Here is a 20,163-nt window from a genome sequence, read left to right on the forward strand (position 1 = left end):
GGCAGGCATCGATGTCGACGTGACGCGTTTCTACAGTTCCATCGCCACACTCGGTGAAGGATCCGACTTCGGCAGCGTTTGGTCATGGCCACTGATCGATCCGCAAATCGCGATCGGCGGCAAGGCGACGACGGACACCTTCGCAGGACTCGCCGAAGGCACAAGGTTGTACCTAACGCTGCCCACCGGCGAGCGAGTCGGCTACACCTTCGCCCCCACCGAACTGACCGACGCCGCCTCCGGCGTACAAACGTTCCAACCCGCATGGACGGCCGATGATGACGTCACATGGTCACTGGAAAGTTATGCCGATGCGCCGCTGCGCAAGTCGGGCAACAAATACTTCGTCGTCGGCACGGGGCTGCCTTATTCGCCAACCATCACCGATGGCGTCGCCTTCACGTTGGTCTCTCCTGGCGGCCAACATCACGAATTCACAACCAAGGGCTCAGGAAACTTTACACTGACCCGAATCGTCGCCACCGACAACAGCACATCCCTAAGAGTCACCGATAGCGGCATCGTAGCGCCAGATGGTTCGCGTTTGACGATTGTGCGAAACAGTGAGGGCCAGATCACCGAACTGGTCGGACCAAGCGGCCAGCATTTTGTGTATCGCTACGACGGGGCCGGACAAATGTCTACGTCGATCGACACCCAGTCCGGCGATCGCACCTTCTTTGCTTATGACCTGACGGGCCGACTGACCACGACAGCTCCATCGAACACGTTCGGTTCGTTGCGGACATACAACGAAGCTGGCACCGTCGACCTGGTGTCATCGATCAAGCCTCACTCCGGTGGGACACGCGCGATCATTTCCGCCCCCATCAATGGCACCCTTAGTGCCGGATCCACCGATCGATACGCATTCACCATCACCACGGGTGAACTGCGAACAAGTCCCACCGGCAGCCTCACGATTGGCATCGAAGTCGACTCAGGCGACTTCACGCCGAGTCATTCATTCATCACTCTCAGCGAGCCGGGCACTCACACGTTTGCGATCAACGGCGACGCTGCCGGGGCCTATACCGCCACGTTGTACCTAGTCGGTGACGTCAACAACGACGGCCAAGTCGACGCCGTCGACAGCACGCTCTTTGCGGCTGCCTTCAACAGCACCACCGGCGACGCGAACTACGTCCGCGCCGCCGACTTCGACCGCGACGGTAATGTGGATGCGATCGACCAAGCCGCGATCAATGCAACGTTTGGGTTCGTTGCGAATCGGGCACCAAACGTTCTCGCAGAGGATATCGAGCAGCGAGAATTGGGTTCGACGCTTGTGGTCAATCTTGGAAACCAACTTTCGGATTCAGAGTCTGACGTTTTGGAAATCATTGCACCACAGACTTCCGGCGGAACAATGAAGCGACTTGGCGGTGGCTTTTTTAGATTCACCTTCGGCGACAACTCCACCGAAGCTGTGGTCAATTTCCTCGCCAGCGATGGGGTGCTGGAATCGATGCCCGGAGCCGTGTCGATTCTTCGATCAAGTGGCGAAGTGACCGGTTTGCAATTCTCGGAATCCGATCCGGATCTTCGACCTGGCGGTTCTACCTCGCTACTAGTTTCTGCGGAACTTGACGACGGAACGTTGCTTGACATCCCAGCATTCGATGTAACCTACCATTCGACGAATCCTGATATCGCTGTAGTGACAGACAACGGCTTGATCATTGCACAGCGACATGGTGTCACGACGATCATCGCTGAAGCACTCGGATTTCAGACCGCGACAGTGATACGAGTTGGAGATCCGGCAACGGAGTTCGTTGATGTCTATCCAGACAGTTACATCCTCGTCCCGGGCGAGCAACGACCGTTTGAAGTACGTAACCGGCAAGCGACCAGCTTGACCGATGTCACCGCTGATCCGGCGACCGAATATTATGTTGAGAACGATACAGTACTGAACGTTTCCGCTGACGGCATCATCACCGCCATTGCCGCGGGCATGACGGAGGTCATCGTCGTTCGGGGTGGTCGCAGCTATCTCACACAGTTCCGCGTTGAGGATCGCATCGATGACGCTATAGTGACGGTCGACGGTCGCGGCGGGTTGTTTGGCACCGCCGACGGACCACAGATTGGAGTTTCGCCCGGAACGCTCGCGCAAGCGACGGAACTTTCAGTTGCCTCCCTCGACGCAAATGCATTGCCATATCAATTGCCACCTGGGTTCGCGTTTCATAGCGGGTTTCAAGTCGGTGGTTTGCCTGATGAAAATCCGTATCCAGTGAGCGTGTCACTGCCGGCTGGACCAGGTTACTCGCCTGGGGACGTGTTCTATCTGTTTTCGCCCGTCGAGGTTTTTCTCACTGACGAATCGGGTGCAAGCACGGTCGAGCTTACCTGGATTCTTGTCGACTCGATGATCGTCGACGAGAATGGACGCGTGCATACGACGAGTCCGCCAAACGTTGGCGTCGGCGGTCGCGATCCAGTTCAAGGCAACACGTTCCGCGGCACTTCCGCCGGTATCGCGTTCGCTGGTGTGCCCTCGCTCGGTTCGAGCTTGACCGCCATGTCAGACTTGTCGACACGGCTTTCGACGCGTGGCAACCCACAAATCGGTGACTACATCAGCAGTATGCAAACCGACCGTAACGGCGCCGGTGATGGGTCAACGAAATTCTATGCAGCCCATGACGCGTACGGATTTTGGGAGGTCCCGCTCGCGTTTTCGATCCCCTACACGATGTCCTCCTACCAAACACGACCTTCAGGTTTGTTAGAAGTCGACAAACGAAGCGTCACTGTGGCACCAGGCCAGTCTCCCGTAATTATCCTCCCCGCCGTTAATCGTTCCGAACCGCGGGACAGCCCTCCGACGCTACAAAATGGAAAACTTCTTTTCCCAACAGGTCCCGGCCAGACGCTGAGACTAGAAATTGACGGAAACGAATTTATTGCTGCCAATCCCTATTCCAAAGCCCCGACATTTAATGGGTCAACGCTAGGCAGCAAAGTGCAGGATCTCTACGTCACCATCGAAATCGGCGGCCGTGATTCGTTTGACGAGGTTGGCAAACGACTCGTGATCGGCGGTCCCGACGTGCGGATCACCGGTGATAAGCTGACACTCGCCAACGGTAAATTGACGTTTGACATCCCAGACGGGGCACAGGTCGCCGGCGGTGCGATCACGGTAACACGACCGATGGATCTGCCGCTGGACGGGAAGTTCAAGCGTCAGGAGTTGACGAGTAATCCGATCCAAATACTCGGAGATCAACGCTACGCCGTTTCCGCCGCTGTGGGTCCCGATGAACTCTATTTCTACACGGTCTGCACGACACTCGATGGGTTCACTGCGGGCGAAGAATGCAAGCCTTACCTGCCGATCAAGGACGATACGAAGAAGCAAGACCCACGACTGCAAGCGGTTCTCAAACTCCGTGACGGCGATGGAACCGGTGACCTCGCGCCACGTAAGACGCTTGCCTCAACGGACGGGACCAAGTTCTATGTCACGCTCGAAGGCGCGGGTTCCGTGGCCGTCGTCGATGCGATCGCGATCGGCCAAATCGATGTTCTTCCGGACACCGACAAAGCGGATACCGACGGCAGTAAAGGTGTAAATGCGATCAAGCTTCCCGCCGGAGCGAAACCGTTCGATATGGCGATGGATACGACCGGCCGCCGACTCTACGTCAGCGATCTGCTACGCGGTTCAATTTATGTGATCAGTACCGATCCGTTCTCACCGAAATATCACCAGGTCATCTCAACGATTGCAATCCCCAATCGCATTGGCTCGGAGTTTTCAATCGGCGCCCTCGGCTTGCGTGGAATCGCGATTAGCGAAACCGGCGACCGATTGTACGTTGCCGCTCCTGGCACCGATTTGTTTCGCGCCCAGGTCAGTCAGAACGGCAGAGTTGTCTCCCTCAAGTTGCGTGACGACGACGGCGTGCTAGTCGAAAACCCCGTCGTGGATGAACAGGACCCACTTGCCGTCACCATTGTCGGACCCGCTCCGTATGAATTGACAACCACCGACGATCCCAACGTGATTCTTGTCGGTGATCGAGTCGCCGACTCGCAAGGTTTGTCGGTGTTGCGCAAAGACGTTAGTGGTGGGTTTGACGTCGACACGATCGATTTTACGACCTACGGGTTCATTCCACGATTGACCGAAGGCCGTCCCACCCAGGTTCACGGCGTCAGCAACACACAGGGCGTTGCCTTTGTTTCCAAAGACCAGTTTATTGACACGATTGGGCCTCACGAGTCGTATGCGATCGTGACCGGCTTTCGTCGGTTCTCTGCCGGTGACCCCAAAGCTGATCCGAATATTGGACCCTTCTTTGTTTACAATCCCTACCTCGTCGATGAAGTGACCGGTAAGTCAGAGTTCTACCTCGCTGCGGCTGGCGGGACGATTGGGATCATTCGCAATCCGCTCGGGGACTTTGATAAGATTGACGAGCGGCCGCGACTGATCGCTGCAACAGAACCGATACAAGGTGGGTTCACCGACGACCTGGCGATCGCGATTCAAAGTGGCTTAGTGTTTGCGCCCCAACAGGGACGCGATATTGTTACCGGGTACAACCTCGCGGCAATGATCTTCGGGATCGAAGATTTGGCGCGAGCTGACGCCGTGCCAAGTTATACACAATTCTTACCGGAGGATCCCGCAGCATCGGGACCGCTTTCGGCACTGCTTCGTGGTCCTCTGTCGACAGTCCCAATCGATCGAGTCTTTCCCACGACGGCGGTCGCCGCAGATATTCGGTTCTACAACAATGGTCAAAAAGCCGCTTATGGTGTTAACCCAGAGGGACCCGATGGTCTCACGCCCAATCGTTTTGCACCACTGCCGGCCGGTGAAGGACCTCGCGGCGTCTCAGTACAACCCGCTATCTCAGGTCAACTGCTAGCACTCGCGCCCACGCCATACAACCAAACCACGTCGCTGCTTGGTTTTCCTGATCAGGCTCTCTCCATCGAAGCCGGTTTCGCTGCGACAGCCGAGGTCCACAGCGGGGCACTCAATGAGACGCATACCCTCGTTGGCTATACCAGTGTCGAACAAGTGCGTGCCTTGCAATGGTCGTATGATTCATTGCGAGCCGACCCACGACCGATCTATCACATCAACGTCGCGGGTCTGGACGCGGCCAATTACGACCAAGTCCGCGATCGTCTCGGGTACCGATTGTCCGCCGTAGATAAGGACGGTGTTCGCTACACCGCCGAAGGAATCGAGGCGGCCGAAGCGATCAAGCTCGATATCCCAGAGAACACGAATCTCTTCAAACTGCCCGTCGCAACCAAGAATTTCACTTATGGAGCGGGACTCCAAATTGATTTGTCGGACGCCGAAACAGGGCTGTACACGATGGAAGTCGAATACGGCTTGCTCCGTGCTAGCGGCGACGCGTTTGCTGGAAGAATGGAGAAACAAACATTCGTCTATGCGCACGTCAATCAAACCAAATCAGCTTTCGGGGCTGGATGGGGCCTGTCAAATTACTTAAGACTCTACCCCGGTGATGCTGGTGCTCTGTTAGTTGATGGCAGCGGACTCGAGCAAATCTTCTTGTCGCCTGCGGAAAACAGCCAAATCTTTACACCGATCGTCAATGACTACTCTGTGATGACCGTCACAGCCGGAGGTTTTAGCCGCCGACTCCGAGACGGAACGGTACAAGATTTTGACCCGAAAGGCCTGCTGCAAACCGTTACCGATCGTAATGGCAACGTGACAACGTTCAATCACAGCGGCGAGAAATTGGTGTCGATAACCGACCCCGTTGGACTCGTGACGACGTTCAATCACGCGGGCGACCGTATCGCTAGCGTCACCGATCCCGCGAATCGTTCGACAACCTTCAACTACGATGCCGACGGTAACCTGCTCAAGATCACCGACCCCGATTTGATTCCACGGACGTTCAATTACACGTACAGCCATGACAAGAATCCGGAGCTCGGCATTCACCTGATGACGGGGCAAACCTTCAAGCGAGGTAACGATCCGGCCGATCCGCTTGTAGGACAATTTAGTGAGACTTATCAGTACGATAAGATCGATGGACGTTTAAGATCGGGCGTTCGAGTCGATGCACAATCGTTCTCTCTCGAGCCAGCACAAGTTGGATTCTTGCATCCGATTGAGGAAACAACGAGCGCCTCAAACGCTCCCGCTTTGGATACTTTGTCGTCGCCTAGCACAAAGTCGATATCCAACTTGTTTACCGAAGAATGTGGCGACACCCTAGTAAACGCCGATGAGGCAACGGAGTACTACGCAGAAGCGAATCACACTGACTTCAAGGGCAAACGGCACCGCTATGCGATGACCGGATACGGTCAATACGAGGACACGCTTGTCAGTCCGCGAAACCATAGTGAAGTTGCACGAAACGCCGTCGGTGGCCGCATCACTGCTGAGCGTGACGGAGTCGGCAACTTGGTCTGCTATGTTCGTGACGCCTTCAGTAACATCGTCCTGCAGACCGACTTTCCCGATGGTACCGCAGCGACTACGGAAACGCATTGGGACTATGAGTCCCTCCCCGCGGGTCAAGAGTCTTATAATATACCCATCGAAATTATCGACGAAATCGGGCGAATCACGACACATGTTTTGGATGCGAATGGCAATATTCTTAGCACAACCATCGAGGATCCGAACGCGCCTTCGGGTAGTCCTAATACCGTCTCGATCACATTCACGCACACGAGTCGTGGGCTGCCGGATGTGACTACGGACGGACGTGGCGTCACGGTCGACTTTGAGTACGACTCAATGGGACGCACGATCCAAGAAATTTACGCTGACGGGTCACGCACGTACGTTCTCGATCCGCTGACAGGTTTCGTTTTGGAAGCAATCGACGCGAACGGCAACACGACAGTCTATGTCCGCGATGTCATGAACCGCGTCACCGAAATTCGTAACGTTGGCGAAGGCGACACGCCCACATACACCTCAGCCGTGCAGTACGATGCGCACGCGAACGTCATTCGTGAGACCGATCGCGATCAAGTCGTCATGCTCAAGACTTGGGATATATTGGATCGGCCCAGCTCGGTGACCGAAGACGCACTCAAACTCAAATACGTCACACAATATGGATACGATCTCGCGTCGTTGCCACCCAATTATGCGGTCGCCGCCGACGGAGGTGATGTCCACGTCACAAAGGACCCCAATGGTGATTCCACCGTAACGGTATACAACCAATACAATGAGTTGACAGCGACGTACGACCAGCTTGGTCGCGCGACCACGTACAAACGTGATGCAGCCGGTCGCGTCGAGACCGTGATTCCACCCCACGGGCTGCCGATCGTCCATACGTTGGACCAACGTGGACGGGTAACCGTGGCTTCGGGGCCGTTGGCTGATCAAAGGACGGTTACCACGTACGACAAAGCCGATCGCGTCATCAGCACGCTGGTTGCAAATACGACCGGCGACCAACTTACCGTCATGTCATACAACGTATTTGACCAACTAGCCGAGCGGGTTGACGCGGAGAAGCATGTGACGCAGTGGCACTTTGATGTTGCCGGTAACATGACTGGTGAAGTCCTAGCGGCTGGCACCGGAATTGAATTCGTCACGGGCTACACCTTCGACGACCGAAATCGAGTTCAAACGCGTCAGGTCGGCAACGCAGAACCGACGACCTATGCATATTATCCCGAAGGCCAGATTAGTACGGTTACCGATCCCCGAAATTTTGTGACACAGTACTTCCTGGATACGATGAGTCGAAAAAGTTCGATCATCGACGCCGAGGGCGGTGAGACATTAATGACCTACAACGGTGAAGGGAGTTTGCTCACGCTCGCCGATGCGCGCCGAATCGACTCAGGCGCCGGTGCTGCCCCCGTCTTTACCGTTTACGAGTACGACGGCCTGCGGAGAATGACTACCCAAACAAACCCGGAACAGGAAACGATTCGTTACGAGTATGACAAACTGAGCCGTAATACCGCCACGTTTGATCCGCGTCATTCCGCAGTGGCGACCGATGACCAATTCGTTTCGCGAACCGAGTACGACAAGGTGGGACGGATCACCGCACGCGTGGACGGTGAAGGAAATCGAACCGAGTATGAGTACGATCCGGCTTGGGACACCGTGACCAAGGTTCATACGCCAGCACCGAATCTCGGTTCGTCCGGCCAAGTAACCACGACTCACAAGTACTCCTCGGATCGCCGGACGCTTCGCGTCACGAAGCCAACGGGCGAAAATCTTCCTCCGATCGTCCAGGTCGTGACTTACGATACGCTCGGAAATCCGCTCACCATGTCAATTGAAGGAACAAAGGTCCAGACAAGAACGGTCTACGACAAGCTGAATCGGGCCATTGAGACGATCGATGCATTTGGAACTCAGGATGAAGCGAAACATCAGGTGGTCTACGACGCTCGCGGTAAAACAGAACGAAAAATCGATCCGTTGGGATACGAAACAGCATACATTTACGATGACAAACTCGATCTGTCGGCGACCAAGTACGCGTTGGGCACGCCCGAGGAGTACACCGTGTTCAGCGAGATCGACGATGCTGGAAACCACACGAGCATCAGTGATCCACGTGATGCGTCTCTACGAACCACCACAAAATATGACGGACTGAACAGACCGTACGAGATCACCTCGCCTTATGGCGCCATCAGCGAGCCAGCGACGTCGACGATCACGATCGGGTACGACGCGGTTGGAAATATCATTTCCGAGACTGACCCCCGAAACCCCTTGTGGGTGACGACCAACGAATACGACGCAGCGGGAAGACTTACAGTAAAGACAGATGCACTCAATCATGAGTGGACCTACGGATATGACGCGGCCGGGAACCAGACGTCGGTATCCAACCCGTTGAACCACACAACGACGTTTGAGTATGACGGATTGGGTCGTCCAATCGGCCAGACCAATGCAATGGGTCTCACGTCATGCATCGTCTATGATGCCGCAGGCAATATGGTGGCTGAAATTGCTGCCAATGCGGGACTGACCTCCTGTGTCGGTGCTTCCCAAGTCCCCAACAGCCATATCACCACGCACGTCTATGACGACGCAAATCGCCGCGTTGAGATGATCGATGCCGAAGGGAACAAGACCGGATATGTATTCGATCCAGCGGGACGTTTGATTGAGATGAAAGACCCCCGCTTCTATACCCGGAACCAACCGTTTTCGACATTTTATGCGTATGACAATCGAAACAATCTGACGAGGGTTGAAAAACCATCTGGTCTTGAAGGAGACGATGAGGTTCTCATCCAAACGTATCAGTACGATAAGAAAGACGATCGTACCAAGTCTATTGATCCGAGAGGAATTGAAACAACGTTTGACTATGACCCGCTAGGTCGAGTGACGACTAAGACCCAGCAGATTGCTGTTCCCAGTTTGAATCATTCTGCTGATGCTGAGGTCACGGCTTATCGCTACGATGCCTACGGCAACGTTACTGAGGAGCTCGATCCACGAGGCGAGTTCTTCAATACAACATCCACCTACGATGCCGCTGGGCACTTGCAAACGTCAACCACGAACACCGGCACGCCGGAATTCCCCGGCGTTCCGGCGACTTGGGTCCATTCGTATGACCCCGAAGGCCGCGAGATTCTGGTTCAAGATCCGCGAGGTGTGTACTTCTCGACCATTAACAGCTACGACGCTTTAGGACGTTTGGAGTCCAAAAGCAGTCCGCGAGGCCTTCCCTCAGCACCACTTGACCCAGCGATCGATCGATACATTTACGATGCGGTGGGGCGATTGGTTGTCAAAGAAGGTCCATTACACGATGAAAATGGTGCGCTGACCCAAAACAAGTTCGAATACGATAATTCCGGACGGCAAATCAAAGTCACCAACCCTCTTGGTTACGTCAACACGTACGACTACGACCGCAATGGAAATGTGATCGAGGAAATCTATGAGGGTCATGATGTCGACGGAATGACCGTTCCAACGCGAACAGTCAGCCATAAATATGACGCTCTGAACCGGGCGTATGAAACGACCGATACGCTCGGCCGCACAATCGAGGTAACGTTCGATGAGGCCGGCAACTTGGTTGAGATGGTCGGCCCCAATTTCGACTCTACTGGCAGTCCCGCCAAGATGACGAAGCAATACGATGCGGCGAATCGTCTGCGATCAACAACCGATCAGGAAGATCACACCTCGCAATATCAATACGACGGATCGGGCAACATGATCGCTGCAATGGATCCGCGTGGTGACCATTACACGATCCAAAGAAAATACGACGGTGCTGGACGTCCGATCGAAATTCTGCAGCCGACCGGCACTACAGCGAGTCCTGGACCGGCTTCCAAGAAAACGATTGTCTACCGACGTGCTGGCAACATCATTGAGCAAACCGATGATCGCGGCGTCGAGTACAGATCCATCACGACTCTTGATGTCTTTGGAAACGTTGCGATAGCGGACCGACCGGACGGTCGTGAACGAGCTGGCTTGGCGCGTATTGTTGAACGATGGGAGTTCGATGCAGCTGGCTATTTGTCACGTAGCGTTGATCCACGCGGCACTGATTACGACAGCACATTCCTGTATGATGCGGCTGGCAACCTACTGCAGCGTCAACTGCCATCCGGAACCGCTACCCGTCCAGAAACTCTTACAGAAACCTTCACCTACGACGAAGTCAACGGTCAACTCACACATGTTGGCTTAGGTGGCCCAGGCTACATTACGACAATCGGTTATGACGATGTCGGACGTGCCACTTCCATCACCGATGCAGCGGGTGACTCGATCACCTGGTCGCTTGATCGTTACGGGAACCCGTTGATCACCGAAGATAAATTTGGGACGTCATCCACGACCTTTGACGCTGGCGATCGACCGTTGGTTGATACCGACGGCCAAGGCTTCCAAATCAGCAACGCTTACTCTCAATCCCCGCTCGGTGAGGTGGTGTTGAAAACGGACCAACGCGGTTTTACGAACGAGTATCTCTACGATGGTCTTGGACGGATCGTGAAGCAAACGGATCCCCTTGGCACGTCGACGATCTATGAGTATGACGCCGCAGGGAATCCCGTCACGCTGATCGACGCTCGTGGATTCATTCACCGGACCGAGTTTGATGCCAGGAACCTTTCAGTTCGGCAGGTACTCGCTGAAGGTACGCCCGAAGAAGCGATACTCCGATTTGAGTATGACTCAATCGGTCGTGAGGTCTTGCGAACCGATCCGCGAGACCCCACGGGACAGTTCTACGCGATAGCCACCCAGTACGATGCGCTCAGCCGTCCAATTCGAGTTACCCAGTCGGCCGCTACACCCACAATGCCCGCTGCAGCTCGATTCACTCCTGGTTTTGCTGACACACCTTACGACGGATTGCTCGTCCAAGAGTTGTACTATGACACGATTGGCAACGTCATCAAAAACGTGCCGATCGGCGGCGAGGAGTACGCTGAGGTGCTGGTCTATGACCGTGCAAATCGTGTCATTCAGAAGGAAACCCCGACTGGCACCGCGGCCCAGCCGAGAACGAGCGTCGTGCAAATGTCGTACAACGACAATGGGGACATAGTCGAGCGAATCAGCCCCCTCGGGTACGTTGAGAACTGGGTCTACGACGACCTGGGTCGCAAAACATCGCACGTCATCGTTGGCGGCGCAAGCCGTGATGACTTAGTCGAGACCTATGACTATATCAGCGATGCCACGGGCGTCCGCACCGTGATCACTGACGCGACCGGCGATGTCGCTCAAATCCATCATTACGATGAACTCGGACGCATCGATCGGATTGAGTATCGCGACGATCCAGATCTCGTCCGTGAGTTTGATGAGGCTGGGAATCTTCAAACGGAGACCCAGGGTCGCTGGACCATGAGCTACACCTACGACGCTCGTAACCATCGGGCGACAACCACGGACGGCGAAGGCAAGACCGCGCTGAGTGCGTTTGATGCCGTAGGCAATTTAGTAAGTTATCTTGCCGCCGGAGACACCAAGGCGACCACCTACACTTTCGATGGGCGAAATCGGCGCACCGAGACAAAGGATCCGCTCGATCGGGTCACGAAAATCCAATACGACGCATTTGGAAATCAAGTTTCCATCGTCGACAGCGGCTTGACGGAAACAACCTTCCAGTACGACGCAACTAATTTGATGATTCGCCAAACTGACCCGTTTGGTGACCAATTGAGAACCTACAATTCGGCCGGACAGCTCACCAAGTCGACTGATCGAGATGGTCGCGAACGGCAGTATCTCGTTGACCTTACCGGTGCCACCCGCGCGGAGCAATGGATCGGCACAGACGGTAGTGTTGTTCACGAAGTGACTTATGAGATCGACGCTGATGGCCGTTTGGTCTCAGCCCTTGACGGTGAAAACGCTATCGACTTGCAGTTGGTCGATGATGCATCGAGCCATCTCAATCAACAGGTTTTGCAATATACCGGTGGGCATTCGATTACGATCGATCGATCATTTGATGAGTTGGGTCGAACATCGTCCACAGCACTGTTGCTCGGTGCGTCCGCCACGCCTTTGATCACATCACAGTTCGATCGACCTGATGCTGACCAACGAATCAAGAAGCTTTCTCTGGGTGGTTCTTTTGCCGCACCTGTCAGCGTGAGCTTGGATTACATCACCAACCTGCCAGAGATGGTGTCGCTGATGACGTATCGTGACACGACAGGCAACCCCGTGGCCACGTCGACAATGCAGTACGATAATCGTGGATTGTCGGTAGCAATCGTCCATTCCCTCGGCAGTAACGTCGTTGATTCATTCAATTCAACCTACTATGACGACGGTAACGTGCGAACGGAGACTGACGTCCGCGGCTTGTCCACCTTCGTCTACGATGAAGCGAATCAATTGGCAGGTATCGACCGTCCAGGGACTGACGACGAAGTCTATTCATATGACTTAGCGGGCAACCGAACGGATTCACAAATCATTGTGGGGACGGCGAACCGCGTGGAATCTGCCGCCGGACGCACCTTCACCTACGATAAGGAAGGGAATCTGACCAAGGTCGATGACAGTGTCACTGGTGAGTCCATTGCCTACCGTTGGGACCACCGCAATCGACTTGTAGAAATCACAACAGTCGACAGCAGTGATAATTTGCTTTCGGTCATCCGTAACGAGTTCGACGCGTTTGACCACCGCGTGCGGCAAGTCACGCTCAGGCCAACTCAGCCAGGTGGTCAGCCGACCGAAGTTGAAGATCGCCGATTCATCTATGATGGCGAGACACTCGTCGCAGAGTTTGTCGAGAATCCAGCTGGAACGCTCGTCACCGATGTCGCGTACCTGACGAATCCGGTGACCGGGGCAACGTATGCCCAGACTTCCGCTTCCGACGGCGCTGAGTTCCTATTGATGGATCGCAGCCATTCGACGCGGCTGGTGGTTGATGACGATGGCACGCTCATCGATCGATTGCACTACAACGCCTATGGCACAATCACTGAATCGTTGGGCACCTCTCCAGCATCGCGATTGCTGTACTCGGGTGCGGAGTTTGATGCGTCGCTTGGTTTGTACTACATGTCGGCTCGCTACTACGATCCGGCACTTGGCCGGTTCTTGTCAATCGATCCGACTGGATTTGGTGGTGGTGATACGAATCTGTATCGCTATTCCGGTGGCGATCCGGCCAACTATCGCGATCCGTCGGGCTTAGCGAGAATCGCGATCGGCGGGCTGAGCAACCGTACGCAGCAGATGGCGTCCTACTCCAACGGCGTCCCAGCCGGATTCAGCGGCCAGGTGAGTACGCTGTCCTTCCAAACGGGCGTCTCTTTTGGCGGCGCCGCTTATGCTACTGGGGCTCATTCGTTTAGCCGGTATGCTTCAACGGGCGTCGACTTTGCCGCTGGCTTCACCAATTGGGCCGCCGGAGGAATCTATGGCGTGGCAAAGCCAGTCATTGGCACGATCGTTAGGTACAACGTGTACCGAGCTGCCGTTTACGAGTCATTGTTCACTGGCAAGATTCCTGATAGTCGCGAAGCGGTGATGAACACGTTCCGCAGTCGTCTAAACGCCGTTGGCAGCGCACTTCGAAACGAAATTGATACAGTCACCGGAGTCATGCAGAACTTGGCCGCGAAGGGACAGGCCAATCGGCGAACCTTCAAAGGTGCAAATGGTAAGCCCGACTCTGAGATCAGCAGCTATCAAACACATTTCGGCTTGATGGCGGATGCCGCAATCTTTTCTATCTATCAGGGCATGGCGGACATGGCGGCGCTTGGCGTCGACGTTGTCAATCAATCCGTCGCTCCGGGCAGTGGCAATAGCGATCGTGCACAACAGAAGAGCTATAGCCAAATCACTGAGGCCGTGCAAAAAATGGGTGCGGCCCAGGTAGCAGCGTCGATGGCCGAGGCAATCTTCATGCTGCCGTTGGACTTGGCGTCCGGAGATCCAGTCCGTCAAGGCCAAGCCGTCGGCATGATTGCCGAAACTGTGGCGGGAGCCGCAATTGGTTCCGCGTTTGCATCAAGGCTGAGCAAAGTCAAGACAGGCGGGCGAGCCCTGAATCACTTGATGCCAGACGCACCTCAGCCTGGCCGAACCGCTGCGCGGGCGACATCGGATGCGCCGACACCAAAAATCACATGGGAGGACATTCGCAAACGCGACGCAAACCAAACAGAAGCCGAGTTTGACATTGTTGAAGCGAAGGTCGAAGGCTTCTTCAATGACCCGAAGAACAAAGCACGTCTCGCCGATCTCGACGCAACCGACATTCAGAATCTAAAAAATGACGCGTTAACCGTAGAAATTTCGAGAACGCTCAAGGAGCCACCAAAGAACGGCGCCAAGGAAGGCTATACGGTCGGCAAGCCGGATGCCAACGGTATGGAGCACTACATATTTGATGATGTGGAGGGACTCGCAAATCGCACTCGTCGGCTCAAGGACCCCGACTGGAATGCGCAGACCAAGGTGATGGAATCCGATACGCGTTGGCTAGTCAACAAAGCCTATAGTAAACTTGATGTCAACCAGCGAAAGATGGTGGGTGCACTTGGTGAACTGATGGGGCCCGTTGGTCGCATCGGTTTACCGAATATTCACGCTCGTTTGCTGAACGTTATTTCTGAGTCTGTTGACATCGCACTCGGATCTGGTCGAAAAGGTGACCTGACATCAAAAATCAATGCGTTGGACGCCGATCAGGCCGCGAAAGTGATCGCACGGCTTGACGAAGTCTGGGTGCGTGACTCGGTAATGTCAGAGATATCGGCGCAGTTCGCCCGTGACTCGACGTTTGCTAAGCAACACGGCATCGCGGGGATCTTCGAACGCGGTTCGTTCGGTGCGTCGGCCGAACAGTTTCTGTTTCGCGCGAGAAAGGTTCATGGCATTGTTTCTGGAAAAACAAGTGCTCTGGACCTGCTGGATGGGTCTCAATGGAATACGGCGTGGAGATCCGTTTCCGATTTGTTCAAAACGCCGCTGGGAAGTGCCAGTGACTTTGACTTCAACCTTGTCACATTGAACAAAGAGCTGTTCGAGAAGCTCCACCAGAAGACAACGCTCATGGATAAAAGAACAGGTAAGGCGATCCAAGAAAAGGACGTAACCACCGGAAAGATGAAGGATGTCGTGATCGAGGGCAAAGAGTTTGTGGATGCCTTCTACGACTTTGCCGTCAAAGAGCTGGAATTTCGCATCACACAAGCAAGTGACAATTCGGCTTTAAGAAAGTCGTTGCAAGATAACTTAGATACGTTCAAAAACGCGGACGACGGAGCGGCCGGGAAATACAAGCTCGTCGAGTTGTATAAGCAGGACAAGAAAGAGTTTGGTGGATTGAACGACTACGATGCGATCGCCACTGGTCCAATCGAGAAAGGTGCTCACGGATATCTGGTGCCCTTTCAGGACTATCTATTTGGTCCTGTAAGCGACGTGCCAAGTTCCGACTTGTTCTTCCCGGCCTATCTGGAAGGCCAGCGTTTGAGAGCACAGTTGGGAGACTTGAAGGGACCAAATGTTCCCACTGGGATTGTCCGCACGCAACTGAAGTCAACAACGATGGCTGACGGAAGCGTTCTTTTTCTATCCCGGGACCACTTTGTTCCGCTCTCGCATCTCTCACTCCGGGCGATGGGTGTATACGGGCCAATGCCTTCCACAGGCGCGGTGATTTCGCTAGCAATGCCACCCGAGGACCAACGTGCGTCCATTGACGCGATCTTTGACCCCAACGCAATTGATCCATGCGAGAAGAAGCCGACTGTCGAAACGATTGCGGTTTGTGGTGCGTTCGCGTTGCAAGATTGGAGCGAAGAACTTGGATTCGCTCCGCCAGTTAACATCACTTTCTCACTGACTGATCTACCGCACGGCATGCTGGGTGCAGCAAAGATCGTCTCCCGTGACATGTTTGGACGACCCGCCGAGGCGACGATAACCATCGATGTCGATGCTTCGGGATTTGGTTGGTCCGACGTCGGCTATGATCTCCGATCGACACTCCTGCATGAAATTGGACATGCGATCGGTTTTGATCCAAGTGTTCCCGCCTTCTCGGCGGCTCAGACTGCTCGAGGTGAAGCATGGGTAATGGAAGTCGGCGACATTCATGCCGTCTTTGAACCAAATCGTAGCGAGCTGGACACGGCCATTCACCCGGATTCTGTCCTCGCCGGTGCATTGCGGCGGTCACATATAAAATCGTTAACGCCATGGGACATCGAACCGGTTCGGCATGTTTGGCAATCTACGGAGCTGTTTGAAGGTAAGTTTGCTTCTGAATCCACGCTCTACCTCGATGCGGCTGGCTCACTGGGCTTTGTGCTCTTCGCCGCAGAGCTGGCAGATTCACTGCTGAACGCACCAGCTATAGGAATCGCTAACCCTGGCATGACAGTATCGGATCCTGCAAGCGATTCTTTCGGGTGGAGAATCGTTGGCGATGTCTCAATCGCCGATGGCACCGCCACAATCAGCGAAGACGTGGGGATGATTTCGGACTTGTCGCAGACGTTTGTGGTGCCGGCTGGGATGCGTTCGATCTCGTTCACGATCGGCGGCGTGTCTATGGATGTGGCGGGCTCGCATCCTTCGGAAGCTTTTGAGGCGGCGATTTTGCGCGCGGTCGAGACCGATTCGGTTTCGGGTGAGATGGTTGGGATGACCGGTGGTGATGCGGCGTTTAATTTGCAGGCCGATGGATCGGTTCACTTTGCCAGCGGTGTGGTTGTTTCGGGTGCAGCGGTTAGTGGCGACATCATCGATGTGAATCGCGAAGACATCCGCATCACGTTGCCGGTTCCTGCATCCGCGACCGGCGAAGCGGTGACGCTTTACTTTGACTTGATCGGATTCGGGGCTGACGAAAGTAGCATCACGGTTAGCGATGTTCGCATGAACTTCAACCTCGGATGGCAGAATCCAATCGACCGCTTTGACGTCGATGACATGGGTGACGTTACCGCTCGTGACGCCCTGCTGATCATCAACGAATTGCATCGAAAGCGAGTTCACGATCCGGTGACGCGAGACCTGTTCGCGATCACTGATGACGTCGGTCCGCCACCGTTCTACGACGTCAATGGCGACGGAAAAGTATCGGCACTCGATGCTTTGCAAGTGCTGAACCAAGTTGGACGTCTATCGGGTAACCTGGAAAGCGAACTACCCGATTCTTGGCAGAACCCGATTCTGGCTGCCGACGTGAATGACAATGGAACCGTCACAACCGGCGACGCGCTCGTGATCCTGAATGAACTTGCTCGCGGAAGTGTTCACGACAAGGCGGACGGTCGACTGTACGCGATCACCGAAACCGTTCGGCCGGCCCCGTATTATGACGTGGACGGCAACGGTTTAGTTTCGGCACAGGATGCGCTTCGCGTCATCAACACGGTAGCCCGACAAGCAACCGCTGAACCGGAGGCGACTGACGAAGCGTTGTTGTCGCTGCTGGATGAGCGCTAACCGCGGCGACTGATCACGATCACTGGGCACTTAGTTTGCCCAGCGATTTGGCGAGTGAATCGGCCGAACAGTTTTTGTCGCGGGCCAATCCGCTGGACGCCCAAGATGATCAATCCAGATTCGTCAGCTCGCTCGACCACTGCCGCGATCGCGTCGTCGTGCAACAAGACTTCTCGCTCGCATCGCCCGCCAAAGTTGTCGTACGCCAATCGATCTAGTTCTTTCTTCACCCGTTTCAAATCTGCCGCTGACGTGTTAGTGGGAACGACGCGCAGAAACTTGACATCACAATTCTGTTTTCGTGCCAAACTGCCCAATAGCCGCGTCAGTAAGTAATCGTGACCACCCCGCCCGGCAACCGGAACCAAAATACGTTGCCGTTCGACAAGATGCCAGTTTTTGGGCGCACGAAGCACGACGACATCGGTATCTAACCGGCTCAGCAATCCTTCGATGGGCGTCGCTACGCCCTCTTCGGCGATCTCACTTAAACCCAACAACACAGACTCGCACCGATGCAGTCGAGCCACCCGTGCGATCTCTTCCATCGGCGACGCCGCCACCGTAGTCAACGTTTCGGCGCGAACGCCCTGTCGCACCGATGCGTGAATGAGTTCGCGTTGAACGGCATGAATACGGTCGGTCGGTTCCGGGTTCTCCTGCGGATTCCAGTCCGGCGGCGCCACCACGATACTTTGCAGTAGAACTCGGCCGACCGCGGCCGGCACCAATGTTTCAGCAAGCGCGATCATCGCGTCGGCGTTTTCGGGGTTGGCGATCGGCACCAACACCAGCGGCGTGTTCCCGCGCAGCCGCGACAATTCCGGATTGGACGCAACACTCGATACGTCTCGCAATCGTGCACTACGCGCAAACAACGTTAAAAACAACAACCCACCAAGACTCAACCAAATGACCGCGATCAATCCGGCTTGCGGAACCGCGATCCCTTGAAAAATTGCCAAGCCGATGCACGCCAAGCCGCCAACGATTGGGACGGCGGGATACCACGGCGACAAGAACGGTGGTGGGCTAGCTTCGCTACGCTGTCGCACCAAGACGCTCAACCAGTGTGCGATCGCAAAGGTAACCAGAAAAATCAAACTCGATGCCGCGCCGGCGGCCGACACATCGGGCAGCGCCAACACCAACACACACACCAGCGACGATGTCACAATCACCGAGACCGTCGGAATGTTCTTGCCTTTGCTAAGCCGGCTAATCACGGTTGGCAAAGTGCGATCACGAGACATCGCAAGAGCGATACGTGAAGCGGCAAACAAATTCGCTTGCAGTGCCGTGAACATCGAAAGTACGGCCGCAACAATTACTAGCCAGTAACCGATCGGACCCAGGAAGTGTCGCGCCGCCACGGCAACAATCCCTTCGGGATCTTCCGCCGCGGCCGACGCGATCGATTGTCCCTCGGACGTTCCCACCGCCACCATGACCGACAATAGCGGCATGTAAATCATTAACGCAATCACCAGAGACAAGATCATCGCTCGCGGGATCGTCTTTTCCGGTTTTTTGACTTCTCCGCCAACTGCCGCGATCAAATCAAACCCTTGCAGCGCAATAAAACTGTATCCCATCGCCTGGATCAGTCCACTAACTCCGCTGGAAAAGAATGGGCGGAACGCAGCCGATGTATCGCCGCCGCTCTGACGTGTCACCGCCCACAAACCGCCGACGATCACCACCGCAAAGACAGCCACTTTGCCAACGTTTGCTGCGTTGCCACCGCCGCCGGTTTTCACCATCAAACTGATCGCCAGCAAGATGGTCGTCACGATCGCTAACCCTGGAACCAATGCGGGCTGATCCAACCAGGCCCATTCCAAACCGGCAAGTGCGGCCACGTTTTGTAAAAAGATCATCCCAAAGTGGGCGAATCCTAACGCGTACAAAACTGCGGCAACGATCGAAGCGAACCACACCACCCAGCCCACGGTGAACGCCGATTCAACCGACAACACTTTGCGACTGAACGTATAGGTTCCGCCCGATTCGGGAAACTTCGACGCCATCTCAGCGAAGCTTAGTGCCGTCAGCAGCCCGATCACACCGTTAAGTGCGAAGGCAAGGATTGCCGATGGACCTGTTGTCGCAAACGCGACTCCGGCCAAAGCCAAGATCCCACCACCAACGATCGCACCGACACCAACACCGGTGGCACCAAACAATCCTATATGGCGAACTTGTTTCAC

Annotated in this window: 2 protein-coding genes (1 of these 2 cut by a window edge); one reads left to right on the top strand and one right to left on the bottom strand. The window is 55.1% G+C overall.

Annotated features, from left to right (window positions below):
• On the top strand, nucleotides 1-17,953 hold the final stretch of the coding sequence (locus Poly59_RS03590) for a CARDB domain-containing protein (protein ID WP_146532663.1). Its footprint begins 18,776 nt before the window's first position; 17,953 of the gene's 36,729 nt are visible here — the last part of the coding sequence; its start codon lies beyond the left edge, outside the window; the stop codon is at nucleotides 17,951-17,953.
• On the opposite strand, the gene Poly59_RS03595 is transcribed toward Poly59_RS03590, so the two are convergent.
• A complete protein-coding gene (locus Poly59_RS03595) occupies nucleotides 17,950-20,163 on the bottom strand; it encodes an amino acid permease (RefSeq protein WP_246151353.1) in 2,214 nt (737 codons plus the stop codon). The two genes, Poly59_RS03590 and Poly59_RS03595, sit on opposite strands and share 4 nt — an antisense overlap.

The sequence above is a fragment of the Rubripirellula reticaptiva genome (assembly GCF_007860175.1).
In the GTDB taxonomy this organism is placed as follows: Bacteria; Planctomycetota; Planctomycetia; order Pirellulales; family Pirellulaceae; genus Rubripirellula; species Rubripirellula reticaptiva.